This window comes from Shewanella sp. K8, assembly GCF_028823715.1.
In the GTDB taxonomy this organism is placed as follows: Bacteria; Pseudomonadota; Gammaproteobacteria; order Enterobacterales; family Shewanellaceae; genus Shewanella; species Shewanella algae.
This window is the reverse complement of sequence record NZ_JAPEHY010000040.1, coordinates 32,993-49,288: the sequence shown is the minus strand read 5'-3', so window position 1 is coordinate 49,288 and position 16,296 is coordinate 32,993. Positions and strand designations below refer to the sequence as shown.

The following is a 16,296-nucleotide window of genomic DNA, read 5'->3' as shown; positions in this document are numbered from 1 at the left end:
AATACCGGCCTGTCACGCCGGGGGTCGCGGGTTCGAGTCCCGTCCGCTCCGCCAAACAAGCAGAAAGCCCAGTCAGCAATGACCGGGCTTTTTGTTTTATCTGGTTTCAAGCCGAATCTGGCACATTGCCACAAAAATTTCTGATCCCATCCTCTTTAACTCATATATGCTCATACAGAAACAGCGATTGACTCTGGCGTTGCTCATGCTGTAAAGCTGTTTCGGATCGCCCGAAAGAAACAAAAAAGGATTCTACTTATGGTTGAAAAAATCACCGCCATGCTGGCGTTGATAGGAGTCTTATCTCTGGCGTGTCAGTGGATTGGCTGGCGGATGCGTCTGCCGGCGATATTGCCGCTGCTGCTTTGTGGTTTGTTGCTGGGTCCCGGGCTGGGTTTACTGGACCCCGATGCGATTTTCGGCGACTTGCTGTTTCCCATCATCTCCCTCGGGGTTGCTGTCATTTTGTTTGAAGGGGCGTTGACGCTCAACTTCAAGGAGATCAAGGACCACGGCCGAATGGTGACGCATTTGGTGTCTGTGGGCGCGCTGATCACCTGGGGCTGCATCGCCTCGGCGGCGCATTTCCTGCTGAGTTTTGATTGGCCGCTGGCACTGTTGTTTGGGGCCTTGGTAGTGGTTACCGGGCCGACTGTGATAGTGCCCATGCTCAGAACCGTTAAGCCCAAGTCTCAGCTGGCGAGCATTCTGCGCTGGGAGGGGATAGTGATAGATCCCATAGGCGCCATGCTGGCGGTGTTGGTGTTTGAGTACATTACTGTCAGTGCTGGGCAGACAGCGCATGTACTGCTGGCACTCGGCTCTATGCTGGGTATTGGCCTTGGGCTTGGTGCCTTGGCCGGTTATCTTGTCGGGCGGGTGCTGAGAAGCAATCTTTTGCCCCACTATCTAACCAACACGGCTGTACTGACCATAATGCTCGGGGTCTTTGTCGGTTCAAACCTATTGCAGGAAGAGTCCGGCCTGTTGACAGTGACAGTAATGGGGATTTGGCTCGCCAATATGCGCGGCGTGGATATTGCCGATATCCTCGAGTTCAAAGAGACGCTCACGGTACTGCTTATCTCGGCGCTGTTTATTTTGCTGGCGGCCAGGCTGGATTCGTCGGCCATGCTGGACCTTGGTCTGGGCGGCCTTGGGGTACTGGCAGTGGTGCTTTTGGTGGCCAGGCCGCTGAGCATTTGGCTCTCGGGTATAGGCACTTCGCTCAGCAGCGCTGAAAAGTGGTTTTTGAGCTGGGTGGCGCCGCGGGGGATAGTGGCGGCGGCCGTGTCATCACTGTTTGCCATCAAGCTGGAAAAGATGGAAGTGCCCGGCGCCGAGACCATAGTGCCACTGGTGTTTTTAATCATCATAGGCACAGTTGTGATCCAGTCGCTCACCGCCAGACGCTGGGCCAGTATTCTTGGGGTGCAGGCAGGCTCTGCCCGCGGCCTGCTGATCTTTGGCGCTTCCAAGTTTTCCCGGGAGCTGGCCAAGGTGCTCAAGAGCAAGGATATCAAGGTGATCCTTGCCGACAGTAACTGGGATAACATTCGTTTGGCGCGGATGGATAATATTCCGGTTTACTTTGGCAACCCGGCCTCGGAGCATGCCGACACCTATCTGGATTTGACCGGCATCGGCAAGGTGTTGATCCTGTCTCCCTATCGCCAGCTTAACCCTGTGGTCTATTTCCATTTCCAGGATATTCTCGGACAGAAGAAGGTTTATGGTCTCAGTAACACGGAAAGCAATGGTACCAGTGCCCGCCATCAATTGTCTGAGTCCTATTTGAAGCGTATGTGCCTATTCGGTGAAACTGTCTCCTACGCCAAGCTGGCCAGTTTGATGTCCAAGGGGGGGGTGCTGAAGAGCACTAACCTGACAGAAAGCTTTGGCTACAAAGACTTTTGCCGCCGCTATGGTGAAACTGTGGTGCCGCTGATGTACCTGAAAAATGGTAAGGTCACTATGTTGACCGGCAACACTACAGATTTGCCAAGAGGAATAGAGCTTATCAGCCTGATCCCCAAAGAGGCGCTGGCGGAGGCATCGGCGCTCAAGGAAGCGGAGGAAACCCTCAAGCAGGCAAGGGCTGAAGCCGAGCAAAAGGCCAAGGAGCAGGAAGCGAAAGAGCAGCAAACCGCGCTAACTGAGGCTGATGTTCAAGACAAAGTGAGCTGTGATAAAGAGGGCGAAGCCGGTGGAAAAGAGAGCGGGAAAGGTAATGGGGAAGACAAGGGGAAAGTTACCGCCTGATCAAATTTGAGCCACAGCGCCGAAAGCAAACGGAAAATACCGGGTCATTAAAACGGCCCGGTATTTTTGTATCACAAGGTTTGGCTATAGAAGATTAATGCAGCATCAAATCTTGAGATGCCGGATTGGCGCTTCCTGTAACATGCCTGCTATAGTCCGGGCACCGCAGGCGTTAAAGATCAGCCATCAAAGAGGTGAACCATGTCCGATTTTGCTGTTTCCTCCGAAGCAGAAGCGTTTTCTTTGCAGGAGAGAGAAGCCTTGTACAAGGCGATATTTGCCCGCCGCGATGTACGCAGCCAATTTTTGTCAAAGCCGGTTCCCGAAGAGAGCTTACAGAGGATCCTGGATGCGGCGCACCATGCGCCCAGCGTTGGCTTTATGCAGCCTTGGGACTTTATTCTGGTGCGCAGTGAAGCCAAGCGCCGCGCCATTAAACAGGGGTTTGATGCCGCCAATGCCCGTTCGACGGCACAGTTCAGTGGCGAAAGACGGCTTCATTATCAGCGGTTAAAGCTTGAAGGTATTCTTGAGGCGCCTTTGGGGATCTGTGTGACCTGCGATCCCAGCCGCACCGGGCCTGTGGTACTTGGCCGCACCATCAAGCCGGAAATGGACAACTACAGTGCAGTTTGCGCGGTGCAAAATCTGTGGCTCGCCGCCAGAGCCGAAGGCCTGGGTGTGGGCTGGGTCAGTATTCTTGATGATGAAGTGTTGCGTGAGACCTTGGGGATACCTGAGGAGATAAGAATTATCGCTTATTTGTGTCTGGGGCGGGTGAGCGCTTTCAACGATACCCCTGAGCTTGAGCGTAAAGGCTGGTTGCCCCGGCGACCACTTGAGTTGGCGGTCCATGAAGATGGCTGGCAGGCTGCGCAGCAGCAACAAACCGATGAACTGCTGGCCGAATTCTTGCGTCAAAGAGAGCGCCAAAGCGGAAAATGACATCTATTCTATAGAAACTGTTGAGCTACGCGCAGATATGAGCCCAGGGCAAGGATGAAATGGCAGAGCGGGAAGGTCGGTGAAAAATAGGTGGAGATAGCTACAAGAAGATAAGTACAGAGAAGATAGACACATAAAAGTGATCAAGTCTGCCCCGCCATAAAAGAAAAGGAGACTCAGAGTCTCCTTTTTCATGCTTGTTACTCGACAGGTTTAAGCAGCTTGTTCTTCGCGGCTGTCCTGCTCCTGGCTCTGGGCCTTGAGTTCGGCGGGGTCAAAGTCATCCACGTTGATGGATTTCATTCGGCCGATTTCAGCGCGCTCCAGCAGGGCTACTTCATCATCGCTCAGAACACCCAGCGCCTTGCCTTCTGCGGCCACTTTATCCAGCCACATAAAGGGCAGACGTTTGCCGGCAGCCTTACAGACTTTGTCATACAAGGGCTCTGCTGCCAGTATGTCTTTGAAGGTCTGTTCCTGAATACCTACGGCATTGTTGTCGCAAGCTTCCCAGAATTGTCCCTTACCCAGACGGTCACGGCTGGCACAAGGGGTCTGCATTATCTTGGCTACCTTGTGGTCCAACACATCACTTGGGCGCTTCAGTGGTCGACCGAAGGGGAACAACACCAGGCGCAGCACGCCGCCGAGGCCAGCAGGGAAGTTATCCAGCAGATCATCCAGAGAAGACTGCAGCTTGTAGAGCGCGTCTTCAACCGCCCACTGTACCAGTGGCAGATCTTCACTCTGACGGCCTTCATCCTGATAACGCTTGAGGGTTGCCGATGCCAGATACAACTGGCTGAGCAAGTCACCCAGGCGGGCAGAGATCCGCTCTTTACGTTTGAGGTTACCCCCCAAGGTCGCCATCGCCAGATCCGACAGCAAGGCCAGGTTGGCACTGAAGCGGTTCATATGTTGATAGTAACGCTTGGTCTTGTCGGCAAAAGGCGCATTGGAGAAGCGACTGCCAGTGAGGCCCATCCACAGACTGCGGATAAAGTTACTTGTGGTAAAGCCGATATGGCCAAACAGCGCCGCATCAAAGTTATTCAGGCCACGGTTTACGTCGCTATCAAAGGCCGACTCCATCTCTGCCAGCACATATGGATGGCAGCGAATGGCGCCTTGACCATAGATGATCATTGAGCGGGTCAGAATGTTGGCCCCTTCAACCGTGATGGCAATAGGTGCCGCTTGATATCCGCGTCCCAGATAGTTGTTGGGGCCAAGACATACCCCTTTACCACCGTGAATATCCATGGCGTCGATAACGCATTTCTGCATTCTGTCGGTCAGGTGATATTTGACTATCGCCGAGATGACGGAAGGCTTTTCACCCAGATCAATACCTGTGGTGGTCAAGGAGGTTACAGCATCCATCAGATAGGCATTACCACCGATGCGCGCCATTGGCTCTTCAATGCCTTCCAGCTTACCTATTGGCAGCTTAAATTGACGACGAATGCGGGCATAGGCACCGGTTGCCAAAGCCGCGGTTTTAACACCACCGGCTGAGTTGGAGGGCAGGGTGATGCCGCGGCCAACCGACAGGCATTCCACTAGCATGCGCCAGCCTTGTCCCGCCATTTTCGGGCCACCTATGATAAAGCTCAGAGGAACAAACACCTCTTTGCCTCGGGTAGGACCATTTTGGAACATACAGTTGAGCGGGAAGTGGCGACGGCCGGTTTCCACACCTTCAACATCGGTCGGGATCAAGGCGCAGGTAATGCCCAGCTCTTCCTTATCGCCAAGCAGATGCTCGGGATCTTTAAGCTTGAATGCCAACCCCAAAACTGTGGCGACAGGTGCCAGGGTGATATAGCGCTTGTTCCAGGTCAGTTTCATCCCCAGTACTTCTTCGCCTTGCCATTGGCCTTTGCAGACCACACCGAAATCCGGAATGGCGCCGGCATCTGAACCGGCCTCAGGACTGGTCAGGGCAAAGCAGGGAACTTCCAAACCTTTGGCCAGGCGGGGCAGGTAGTGATCCTGCTGCTCCGGGGTACCATAGTGCTGCAGCAGCTCGCCCGGGCCAAGTGAGTTGGGCACACCTACGGTCGAGGCCAGTTCACTGCTGACACCGGCCAGCTTTTGCAGTACCCGGGATTGGGCGTAGGCAGAGAATTCCAGACCACCGTACTTCTTCTTGATGATCATCGCAAAGAAGCCTTTGTCCTTGAGGAATTGCCATACTTCGGCAGGCAAGTCCGCCAATTGATGGGAAACCATATGCTGGTTAACCATGCGGCAGACTTCCTCCACAGGTCCTTCCAGGAAGGCATGTTCTTCGGCGCTCAGACGGGCAACCGGATAGTTGTGCAGCTTCTTCCAGTTGGGATTACCGGCGAAGAGATCGGCTTCCCACCAGGTAGTACCGGCTTCAATCGCCTCTTTTTCGGTGGAAGACATCTCCGGCATGATGCCGCGATAGAGTTTAAGTAATGGCCGGGTTATCACACTCTGCCTGAAGGCACTCAGGTTCAGCGGCAGGGCAATAACCAGGAAAATTATCCAGCTAATCAGTCCAGTTACATCCAGCAGGCTGCCTGCTGCCATGACCACTGCGGCGGCTATGGTTGCGGTCAGCAGGGATACTCTGAGGTACGCTGCTGCTCCTAAAACCAAGAGCAATGCCAGGATCCATAGTAGGGTAGTCACTGTTTGTTCTCCTTAATAAAACGACCACTTTATTCAGTGTAGAACGCCTCGCTTGAGAGCGATCAAGATCACAATTATAGTATGTGGTCAGACCTGTGTCGCAATAAAATTAAACCTAAGCGAAATCGAATACAAGCATTTTTCAAACAATTGTTTAAATTTTTTATTGCAAGCAATAATTCCCCTGCCGACACGGCTTGGCTACAATGCCGCAGATAATGAAATAACAGATTCAGTGACAGGAAAAACAAGATGTGTGAGCTGCTGGCGATGAGTGCCAATGTGCCAACGGATATTGTCTTCAGCTTTACCGGGCTGGCGGAGCGAGGCGGGGTGACCGGGCCCCATGTGGATGGTTGGGGGATCACCTTTTATGAAGGCAAGGGCAGCCGCACCTTCAAGGATGCCAGCCCCAGCAGCCAGTCCCATGTGGCAAGCCTTATCAAGTCATACCCGATCAAGAGTGAAGTGGTGGTCAGCCATATTCGGCAGGCCAACCGCGGTGAAGTCTCGCTGGAAAATACCCACCCCTTTACCCGCGAGCTTTGGGGCCGCTACTGGACCTATGCCCACAACGGCCAGTTGTCTGACTATGAACAGAAGTTTCAAAGCGGCCGCTTTCAGGCCGTGGGAGACACAGACAGTGAACAGGCCTTTTGCTGGATAATGAGCCGCCTGGTCGAGCGTTTCGGCGAATCCGAGCCGGACGATATTTTGCCCGTGTTTGAGTATGTGGCCCAGCTTGCCGAGGAGATCCGCACTCTTGGGGTGTTTAATATGATCCTCAGCGACGGCCGTTATCTGATGAGTTATTGCAGCAATAACCTCTGCTATATCACCCGCCGGGCGCCCTTTGGCCGGGCGCAGCTGATAGACACGGATGTGGTGATTGATTTTGACACCCAGACCACCCCCAAGGATGTGGTCACTGTCATAGCCACCCGGCCGCTGACCGGCAATGAAAACTGGCAGCTGTTGGCGCCGGGGGATTGGAAATTATTCCGTCTTGGCGAGCTGGTTATTGACTTCCGAGCCCAGGCTCAGCTTGGCTAACTTGATATCGAGCTGCTTGCTGCCTGACTCAAAGTGGGTCAGGCGCACCGGCAGCCAGCCGAGATCCGGCGCCATCCAAACAAAGGTCTGCCGCTTGGTGCTGTCTCGAACCACTTCCAGTTTCACCGTGTTATAGACGCCACTGTCCAGTGTCATCCGCTCCTTGCCGACTATCTTGAAACGATAGTCATCTATCTCGTTGTCCTTGACCAGCTCATAGGCCAGAGGCTCCTTGCCGGCGGCGAGATCCAGCCGAAACTGCAGCTGCACCATCAGGGCATCGTAGAGAGTGCCTGAATAGTCCAATTTGCTCTTTTCATCCTTGTAGCGACTGAAAATTTTGCCCTGTTCCTTGGCAAAGGCTATCTGCTCATTGAAGTTGGGGCCAGTGCCGGTTCGCTGATGGCTGAAGCGCAGCGGCGTCAACTGACCATCCTGATAGGTAAATTCACTGCGGATATGGCGTTTATCGCTCAGCACCAAGAGGCTGAGATCGCTGTCCAACTTGTATTGATAGAAGTCGCCCTCTGGCGGCAACAGCATAAAACGGGCGCCACCGAGATTGATTTCGCCATAATTGACCTGATATTCGGCGGTGTGGGGTGCCAGGGGGCTGGTCTGCGCCCATAACGGCAAGGGCAGTAACAGTATCAAGAGTAGAAGCGAACGGATCAAAGGCAGTCTCCTGTGGTTAAAACGGCATGGACAAGACCAGAGTGGCCATGTCCGGCCGCCACTCATATTCAGACAGGGCAATTCTGCCTTGGTTCACTTGTACGCCTTCGCTGCGCAGCAGGCTCATCTGTAGTTGAAACGGATGGGTATCCTTGGCAAAGGAGATTTTCCCCTGACTGTTGATAACCCTGTGCCAGGGCAGCGCCAGGCTGTCCGGCGCCAGTTTCAGTGCCCGGGAAACATAGCGTGCCCGTCCGGGCAGGCCAGCATAGTCGGCAATTTTGCCATAGCTTGCCACCCGACCTTCGGGGATCAATGCAACTATGTGCCAAATCTTCTGCATTGGACTCAGTGGCGGGGCGCTCGTTTCCGGGGTCATCTTGGCTCCTGATGCTATTGGCGCAAATTATAATACCATTCCATAGCGGAGGTTACTCATTTGGCAAAAGTGCCATGGCGGCTCTGTGCTGCACACGCAAGGTTTGCCTTTTGATGCTTTTTCGCCATAATGGCGCCCATTGAACGCCAAGTCGAGTAAATTGAGAATATAACCCTATGGCAATTATGGATATTTTGACGGTTCCCGATCCCAGGCTCAAGCGTAAAGCCAAGCCTGTCACCGAAATAGAAGCCGTGCAGCCTTTCATCGATGATCTGTTGCAAACCATGTATCACACAGACGATGGTATCGGCTTGGCTGCGACCCAGGTAGGTAGTGAACACGCGATAGTCGTCATTGATATCTCAGAAGAGCGCAATCAACCTCTGGTGCTGATCAATCCGCAGATCACTGAGTCCAGCGGCGAATTTATCGGTGAAGAGGGCTGTTTGTCCATTCCCGGTTATCGCTCCAAGGTAAAACGCTTCGAGTCGGTCACTGTCAGCTATCTGGATCGCCAGGGCCAAGCCCAGACGATCCACAGTGATGATTTCCTGGCCATAGTGCTGCAACATGAAATCGATCATCTGCACGGCAAGGTATTTATCGAGCATCTCTCCCGCCTTAAACAGGAGATGGCACTGAAGAAGGTGCGTAAGTTTACCGCCTAAGCAATAGACTTAAGTTGGGCTTCGCTGCAGTTTGGCAATTGCAGCGGTAGCTCAAGCAATATGCTCAAACCGCCCTGAGGCCGGTTGACCGCTTGGGCCGAGCCGCCCAGGAGCTGCATACACTGGCGCACAATCGCCAATCCCAGCCCATAACCTCCCTGAGAGCTGTGACGCGCTTCATCCAAACGGGTGAAAGGGTTGAACAAGGCTTCCAGTTGCTCTTTGGGGATCCCGGGTCCATCATCGCTGACACTCAGCTGCAGTCTGCTATCACCCAATTTATCGTCACCCAACTGAGATACCTGGATTTCCACCCGGCAGGTTTCACCGGCATATTTGAGGGCATTGCGGCAGACATTTTCCAGCGCCCGCTTCAAGTAGGCCATATCGGTATGCAAAGTTTGCTCATCAATGGGGGCCTGTGCCCAGACTATGCTTTGCTTGGGGCCAGACTCAAACTCCAGATCCTGCAGCAGTGAGCGGCGTAATTCAGTCAGAGTAAAAGGCGCTGCCGTCAGCTTGATGAAGCCGTTGCTCAGACGGCTGAAGTCTAAAATGGTGTTGATCAATTGCGCCATCTCTTCGCCCTGGCGTCTTAGCCTGGCAAGCGGTTGTTGATGTTCCTCCCCCAAGCGATTTTCCAACAGGTGTAAGGCCAGCTCCTGCCGGGCAAGGGGAGTGCGCAGTTCGTGGGAGACATCCCTCAGTAACCGCTGCTGGGTTTGAATGCTCTTTTGCAGCTGCTCGGCCATATGGTCAAAGTCGGTCGCCAACTGGAAAAATTCCGGCTGCTTTAGTGAAAAATGGCCGGCAATCCGGGTATCGAGTTGGCCCTGTGCCAGCTGACGGGTGGCACTGCGCAGTAAACTCAGCGGCTGGATCAGATGGCGGCTCAGCAGACGACTGAACAACAAAAGCACCAGTAGTCCTACCAGGATACGGATAAGCCAGAGGCTTTTATCCAGTTGCTGCGCCGGGTGTAAAGAGGCGTTGAGTTGCACCACCAAGAGCAGGGGATTGTCCGGCTCCAGGCTATTGCGTAATGGCAGACCTATCAAAGGTTTTTGCACCCTGTCCCCCATAGGCTGCTGCAACTGCTTGAGGAAATTGAGTTTGTAAACAAAGTGCGGGTGCATTTCCCGCTGACTCACCGCCTGCTGCTTGCTATCCAGCACATAGAGTACAAATGCCTGACGCCCCTCCCAATCCGCCAGTCCGGCTATATCGCCCCTGACGATATAGTCGTTGGCCTCATCGGCCAGTTGCTGTAACTGGCTTTGGGTCTGCTGGGGCAGCAGTAACAAGCGGTTTAGCAACATGGCTTCAATACCACTGGCGAGCAGCAGGATAAGCAGTAATGACACACCAAAATAGCCAAACAGTCGCCATTGGAGTTGGGAAAACAGGCCGGAAAAGGGCAGCAAGGCAAGCTCCTGAATTATTCACTGAAGTCGAGAATATGTTTCGATAATCATTCTCATTTATTCTATCTCGGGTTAAGGCTTTGGCGCCAGCACGACTTGTCAGTTGGCTAAAACCCGCTATACTGTATAAAAATACAGTATCGGTGTTTTTCATGTCTCTTTCAGCCAAAACTCACTCTGTAAAATCTGATCCAGCAAAATCTCAGGCCTTGAACGGCCTGCTGGAGCGCCGGGATCTCTGGTTGGGGCCGGGCAGTCAGGGCAAAATATTGGGGTATCCAAGTGGTTTTGAAGCATTGGATGCGCAGCTCAGTGATGCAGGGTGGCCAAGGCAAGGCATTTGTGAGCTTTTCAGTCAGTCTCCTGGGCACGGGGAACTCAGCTTGTTGCTGCCTTTGATGCGTTATTTACTGCCGGCTCAGTGTGGCTCACATTCAGAAAGAAATCATTCCGAAAAAAATCAGTCCAAAAGAAATCAATTTAGAGGGGATGAGTCCAGAGATGCCATGATAATGCTGATAGCGCCGCCATTGCAGCCGCTGGCACAGAGCTTTGCCCAGCACGGTATTGCCGCCGAGCGTATTTTGTGGCTGGAGTTAACCCAGCGTAAAGAGGTGCTCTGGGCCATGGAGCAAGGGCTGAGCAGTGGCGCCTGTCCCCTGGTGCTGGCTTGGCTGGACAAGCTAACACTGACTGAGGCCAGAAGGTTGCAACTTGCCGCAGAGCAGGGCAAGGCGCTGGGAATTTGCCAGTTGCCTATGGCTCAGGCCGACAGCAATCATCCTGTCACCCTAAAGCTGGCTATCAGCGCGGCTGGCGTTAATACCGCCAAGTTGCAAATTTTGAAGCGTCGCGGTGGTTGGCCCGTCCCTGAATTGCATCTGCGTGGCTTGCCGGCACTGGCGCTTGAACTGCCCCATGTCGAGCCGGGCGTGGTAACCCTGAGAAGCGGCAAGGCGGCTCCCAATCATAGTTTAAGTAACTCAATAGACTCAATTGAGCCAAATCATTCCGGCCGCAAGGCCAATGGCCCTGTTCTTCACGACTCTGGTTTACATGGCACTGGTCTTCATAGCACTGTGTTTTATGGTAACGTGCTTCATGGTCCTTGGGGGATGGCGCAGTCAACGACGGTTGCATCCAATGAATGCGCGCCTAATCCCTGGACGGCACGGCAAGAGTCAAACAAGCCCGCGGGGCTTTTTCACAGCGCTAATCCGCAAACGGTCAATCCTCAAACCACTCAAAGCCATACAGCTCATAGTCAAGAGGCTATCTGAGATGACCCAGGTATGGATGGGAGTCTGGTTTCCGCAGCTATTGCTGCAATATCAGCGTTATCGCCTGACTATGCTCGACAATATGACGGGCACTATGAGCGACACTATGAGCGACACTATGAGCGACACTATGACTGGAAGTATGACATGTAGTGGTACAGCTCAGGTTCAAACACGCGCTCAAACTCAGCCCCAAACCCAAAATCAACCAAAAGCAGTGCCAACCGCTGCGGCGTCAGAGCCTTTTGATCCCCAAGTCCCCATGGCCTTGTATGACAGCCGGAAGCTGGTCATACATTCGGCCTGTCCCGACGCTCAAGCAAAAGGCGTTACAGCGGGGATGAGTGTCGGCAGCGCCCAGTCGCTGTTGGGGGAGTTGCAACTCTGGCCGCTGCAGGAGGTGGACAGCGAAGCGTTGCGGGATTGGTTATGTCAGTGGAGCTATGATTTCAGCGCCAGAATCTGGCCGCCGTTGTTATCCGGGCTTACTGAACAAGCTGCCCAAAATGCGGCCGATGCGCGCTGGCCTACAGATACCCTGCTGCTGGAAGTGGGGTCCATGGTCAAACTGTTTGGCAGTTTGAGCGCCATTGTTGAGGCTTATCTCAACAAAGTCGCCGCCTATGGTCTGGAATGCTCATTGGTGCTGGCACACAGACCGCTGGATGCGGCGATATTGGCGCGGCATACTCACGCCAGCATCAGCGCGGTATCAGCTGCCTTCATGAGCACGCCCACAGATGAAAAAGCCGGGCGCCTCAAGGTGCATCACGACTTACCGCCAGATTTACCACTGGATTTGCTGCCATTAACCCAAGAGGAGCGGCAACGACTCGGCGCGCTTGGGCTGACGACTCTAGCCATGCTTGATGCCTTACCCCTTGCCGAGTTGGGGCGACGCTTTGGTCAAGGTTTGCTGCAGCTGCTGGCACAAATCCAGGGGCGTTTGCCTTGTTGCCGCAAGGGATATGAGTTACCCGAACAGTTTCAGGCCAGGTTGACCTTGCTGCATGATGTTGAGTGGGTTCAGGGATTGCTGTTTCCATTGCAAAAGCTGCTGGGGGAATTGGCAACCTATTTGCGGATCAGGCAGTTGGCGGTGCAACAGTTGGAGCTGTGGCTGAAGTTTCGCGAGCCAGAGACGCCGGCGCTGCAACTGACACTCAACTATCCCTTCGGGGAATATCAACTGCAGGGACTATCTCAGCTCTGCCGCTTACAGCTGGAAGGATTGCAACTGCCGAGCCCGGTCGTCGATATTGAGCTGCGAGCCAGGCAGTTTGTGTCGCAGCAGCTGGGTAGTCGAGAGTTGACCGAGTCCAGAGAAGGGCTGCAGCAGGATGCCAATCAATTACTCGCCAGATTACAGGCCAGGTTAGGTAGCCATAAGGTGCGCTCTTTGGTGTTGGCGGCCGATCCCATGCCAGAACTGGCCAGTACTGCGGCTCCACTGACTCGTTGGCCGCCACCGGCAAGGCCGCCCGTTCAGCCGTCGCTGGCGCTGCGGCCTCTTTGGCTGCTGCAAGAGCCGCAAGCCATTGCTCCTGAAGCCGTAGAGCTGCTTAGGGGGCCGGAAAGGTTACAGAGCCCCTGGCATTCAGGGCCTTTCCCCTGCCGGGATTATTTTCTTGCCCATCATAAGGAGAACGGCGGTCTGTGTTGGCTGTTTCGCACCGCTAATGGGCTCTTTCTTCATGCTTGGTTCAGCTGATGTACGCCGAATTGCATGCTATTTCCAATTACAGCTTTTTGCGCGGGGCTTCCCACCCGGATGAGTTGGTGCAGCAGGCCGCCAAACTGGGCTATGAGGCCATCGCCATTACCGACGAATGCTCTCTGGCGGGTGTGGTCAAGGCGCATGAGGCCGCCAAACAAAGCGGTATCAAGCTGATTGTCGGCGCCGAATTCCACCTGCCGGAAGGTTGCCTGGTACTGCTGGCAAAAAATCGCCGGGGCTATGGTCTTATCAGCACTCTGATAACCCGGGGGCGGCGCCGGGCCGATAAGGGCAAGTATCGGTTAACCCTGGATGATTTTGCGACCATTGACCGCGGCTGCTTTTGCCTGTGGCGGCCGCCATCAGTGAGCGAGTTGCTGGCGCAAGCCGACTTGCAAAGCACTGAGCACCAAAGCCTTGGTCAGCAGAATGTCGATAATCAGAACTCTACAAACAAGGGATTAAGCAACCAAAGCCTAAGTCAGCAAACTCCTTGGTTGACGCAGCTGCAGCAGCGCAGTCTGGCACAATTGAATGCCCTGGCGACACGGGTCAAAGCCGTGTTTTCACTGCCGCTTTATCTCTTGATGGAGCGGCAATTGCAACCCGGAGAGGCTTGGTATCTCGAGGCCTGTGAGGCGCTGTCGAATCGTTTTTCCCTTCCCTGTGTCGCCGCCGGTAATGTGCAGATGCATCTTGCCGAGCGACAAAGGCTGCACGATGTGCTCAGCTGTATCCGCCATGGCCGCGCCGTGCCCATGGCCGGTGAGCTGTTATCGGGCAATGCCGAAATGGCGCTTAAGCCGATAACCGCTATGGCCCGGCGTCACCCTCAAGCCTGGTTGGCAAGGAGTTGTGAGCTGGCGTCCCGGTGCCATTTCAACTTGGATGAACTCAAGTATGAGTACCCGGCCGAGTTGGTGCCAAGCGGCCTAAGCGCCAGTGAATATCTGGCGCAGGAGGTGGAAAAGGGCGCCCGCAGGCGTTTTGGCGAGGCGATAGCACCTGAAGTGCAGACTCAGTATCGGCGCGAGCTCAAGCTGATTGCCGAGCTCAATTACGAATACTTTTTCCTGACCATCTATGATCTGGTCTGTTTTGCAGCCAGGCAAGGGATACTGCATCAGGGACGAGGCTCGGCCGCCAACTCTGTGGTCTGTTATTGCCTCGGGATCACCGCGGTGGATCCTACCAAGGTCAACATGCTGTTTGAGCGTTTTATTTCCAAGGAGCGCCATGAGCCGCCGGATATCGATGTCGATTTTGAACATGAACGCCGCGAAGAGGTGATCCAGTATATCTACCAAAAATATGGCCGCGAGCGTGCAGCCCTGGCCGCCAGTGTGATCACTTATCGTTTCAAGAGTGCCATGAAAGATGTTGGTAAGGCCCTGGGGCTCAGCGAGCAACGGCTGGATGAGCTGATAGGCGCTGTCGATCGCCGCGATCCGCAAGTGCCTTGGCAGCAGCAGTTGCAACAAGGCAAGCTGTTGCCACAACAAGGTTTGGGGCAGTGGTTGTTGCCGCTGGTGGAGACCCTGATGGGTTTTCCAAGGCACTTGTCGCAACATGTCGGCGGCTTTGTGATTTCGGCCGGGCCATTGGCCGAGCTGGTGCCGGTAGAGAATGCCGCCATGGCCAAGCGCACTGTGATCCAATGGGACAAGGATGATCTCGAGAGTCTGGGGCTGTTAAAGGTCGATGTATTGGCGTTGGGAATGCTGACCGCGATCCGCAAATGTTTCGAGTTGATCTCCCGTCACATTCGTCCCTTTGCCATGTCGGATATTCGCTGGGAAGATCCGGCTGTCTATCGTATGTTGCAGCAGGGCGACAGCATGGGGGTGTTTCAGGTGGAATCGCGCGCCCAGACCAGCATGCTGCCAAGGCTCAAACCCGCCTGTTATTACGATCTAGTAATACAGATAGCCATAGTGCGCCCGGGTCCAATTCAAGGAGACATGGTGCATCCCTTTCTGCGCCGCCGCGATAAAATCGAGCCGGTTACTTTTCCTTCGGCCGAGGTGGAAGGCGTGTTGTCACGCACTATGGGGGTGCCCATTTTTCAGGAGCAGGTGATCCAATTGGCCATGGTCGCCGCAGGTTTCAGTGGCGGGGAAGCCGATCAATTGCGCCGCGCCATGGCCAGTTGGAAACGCAGTGGCGAGCTGGAGCAATTTGAACACAAGCTGCTTCAGGGGATGACGGCCCGAGGCTATAGTGACACCTTTGCCAGGCAGATATTCAACCAGATCCGCGGCTTCGGCGAATATGGTTTTCCCGAGTCTCATTCGGCCAGCTTTGCGCTCCTGGCCTATGTTTCGGCCTTTCTCAAACACTATTACCCAGTGGCGTTTTGCTGCGCCTTGCTCAACAGTCAACCCATGGGTTTTTACAGCCCGTCACAGCTTATTCAGGATCTTCGTCATCATGGCGGCCTGGTGTTGCCGGTTTGCATCAACCTCAGTCAGTGGCACAGCACACTGGAGCGACAAACCGATGGCTCCTTGGCACTGCGCCTCGGGTTCAGGTTGGTCAAGGGATTATCCGAGCACAGCGCCGCCAAGATAGTAGCGGGTCGGAACGAGGGCTTTACTCACTTGTCGCAGTTGGCGGCTCTGGCACTGCCAAGGCGTGAGCAGGAGGCGCTGGCCAGCGCCAATGCCTTTGCTACCCTGGGCGGCGATCGCCATCAGATCAGGTGGCAGTTGGCCGCCCGTCAGCAGAGTTTGCCTCTGTTTGAGCAGCCGGACGAGGCCGATTTTCGCCCTGAAACCGCCTTGCCTGAGGTCACCGAAGTCGATGCCTTGCTGGCTGACTACGCCTGTACCGGGCTAACTCTGGGGCGCCATCCTCTGGCACTGCTCAGAGAGCAGGGGTTACTCGGCAAGTGTCACAGCGCCGCCTCTTTATGGCAGTGTCGTCATGGGCAGAATGTGACTGTGGCGGGGCTGGTGGTCGGCAGGCAAAGGCCTGGCACCGCCAGTGGAGTCACCTTCATCACCCTCGAAGATGAAACCGGCAATGTTAATCTGGTGGTATGGAGTGATACGGCCAGAGCCCAGAGACAGGCTTATTTGAGCGCCAGGATCCTCAAGGTGAGCGGGGTCGTGGAATTTTCGTCCGGCGTATTGCATCTGCTGGCCGGTCGGCTGGAGGATATCTCGGGCAGTATGCACGCGCTGGTGGTAAACTCGCGGGATTTCCATTAGCCGATAACCCATTT

At 54.6% G+C, this 16,296-nt stretch carries 11 protein-coding genes; 7 read left to right on the top strand and 4 right to left on the bottom strand.

Going from position 1 to position 16,296, the window contains the following annotated elements; translation table 11 throughout:
* The first annotated feature begins 258 nt into the window (after positions 1 to 258).
* Together ON072_RS18285 and bluB are read left to right on the top strand one after the other, a co-directional pair.
* A complete protein-coding gene (locus tag ON072_RS18285; RefSeq protein ID WP_051472606.1) occupies positions 259 to 2,262 on the top strand; it encodes a cation:proton antiporter in 2,004 nt (667 codons plus the stop codon).
* A gap of 201 nt (positions 2,263 to 2,463) precedes the next feature.
* A complete protein-coding gene (gene bluB, locus ON072_RS18280; protein ID WP_208134455.1) occupies positions 2,464 to 3,207 on the top strand; it encodes a 5,6-dimethylbenzimidazole synthase in 744 nt (247 codons plus the stop codon).
* A 213-nt stretch (positions 3,208 to 3,420) separates the two neighbouring features.
* On the opposite strand, the gene fadE is transcribed toward bluB, so the two are convergent.
* On the bottom strand, positions 3,421 to 5,871 hold the full coding sequence (gene fadE / locus ON072_RS18275; RefSeq protein ID WP_234504648.1) for an acyl-CoA dehydrogenase FadE: 2,451 nt from the start codon (positions 5,869 to 5,871) through the stop codon (positions 3,421 to 3,423).
* 252 nt (positions 5,872 to 6,123) lie between these two features.
* Between fadE and ON072_RS18270 the strand changes: the two genes are divergently transcribed.
* Positions 6,124 to 6,924 carry a class II glutamine amidotransferase gene (locus ON072_RS18270; protein ID WP_025009668.1) on the top strand — a complete coding sequence of 267 codons (801 nt, stop codon included), beginning with the start codon at positions 6,124 to 6,126 and terminating at the stop codon, positions 6,922 to 6,924.
* Here the strand turns inward: ON072_RS18270 and ON072_RS18265 are convergent.
* Both ON072_RS18265 and ON072_RS18260 read right to left on the bottom strand, forming a co-directional pair.
* Positions 6,868 to 7,596 carry a DUF3108 domain-containing protein gene (locus tag ON072_RS18265; RefSeq protein ID WP_231473497.1) on the bottom strand — a complete coding sequence of 243 codons (729 nt, stop codon included), beginning with the start codon at positions 7,594 to 7,596 and terminating at the stop codon, positions 6,868 to 6,870. The two genes, ON072_RS18270 and ON072_RS18265, sit on opposite strands and share 57 nt — an antisense overlap.
* Before the next feature lie 19 nt (positions 7,597 to 7,615).
* Positions 7,616 to 7,978 carry an MGMT family protein gene (locus tag ON072_RS18260; RefSeq protein WP_129979719.1) on the bottom strand — a complete coding sequence of 121 codons (363 nt, stop codon included), beginning with the start codon at positions 7,976 to 7,978 and terminating at the stop codon, positions 7,616 to 7,618.
* 176 nt (positions 7,979 to 8,154) lie between these two features.
* Between ON072_RS18260 and def the strand changes: the two genes are divergently transcribed.
* On the top strand, positions 8,155 to 8,649 hold the full coding sequence (gene def / locus ON072_RS18255) for a peptide deformylase (protein ID WP_044734425.1): 495 nt from the start codon (positions 8,155 to 8,157) through the stop codon (positions 8,647 to 8,649).
* On the opposite strand, the gene ON072_RS18250 is transcribed toward def, so the two are convergent.
* Positions 8,646 to 10,073, bottom strand: coding sequence for a HAMP domain-containing sensor histidine kinase (locus ON072_RS18250; protein WP_261752491.1), 1,428 nt, complete (start codon positions 10,071 to 10,073; stop codon positions 8,646 to 8,648). The genes def and ON072_RS18250 overlap by 4 nt on opposite strands.
* Before the next feature lie 506 nt (positions 10,074 to 10,579).
* On the opposite strand from ON072_RS18250, the gene ON072_RS18245 reads away from it, so the two are divergent.
* The 3 genes from ON072_RS18245 to ON072_RS18235 are packed head-to-tail and all read left to right on the top strand — an operon-like array spanning position 10,580 to position 16,282.
* On the top strand, positions 10,580 to 11,353 hold the full coding sequence (locus tag ON072_RS18245) for an ImuA family protein (RefSeq protein WP_261752492.1): 774 nt from the start codon (positions 10,580 to 10,582) through the stop codon (positions 11,351 to 11,353).
* A gap of 1 nt (position 11,354) precedes the next feature.
* Positions 11,355 to 13,064, top strand: coding sequence for a Y-family DNA polymerase (locus ON072_RS18240; protein ID WP_208163729.1), 1,710 nt, complete (start codon positions 11,355 to 11,357; stop codon positions 13,062 to 13,064).
* Positions 13,064 to 16,282: an error-prone DNA polymerase gene (locus tag ON072_RS18235; protein ID WP_208163730.1), complete on the top strand. Its 3,219-nt coding sequence runs from the start codon at positions 13,064 to 13,066 to the stop codon at positions 16,280 to 16,282. The genes ON072_RS18240 and ON072_RS18235 overlap by 1 nt, the downstream gene beginning before the upstream one ends.
* The last annotated feature ends 14 nt before the right edge of the window (positions 16,283 to 16,296 follow it).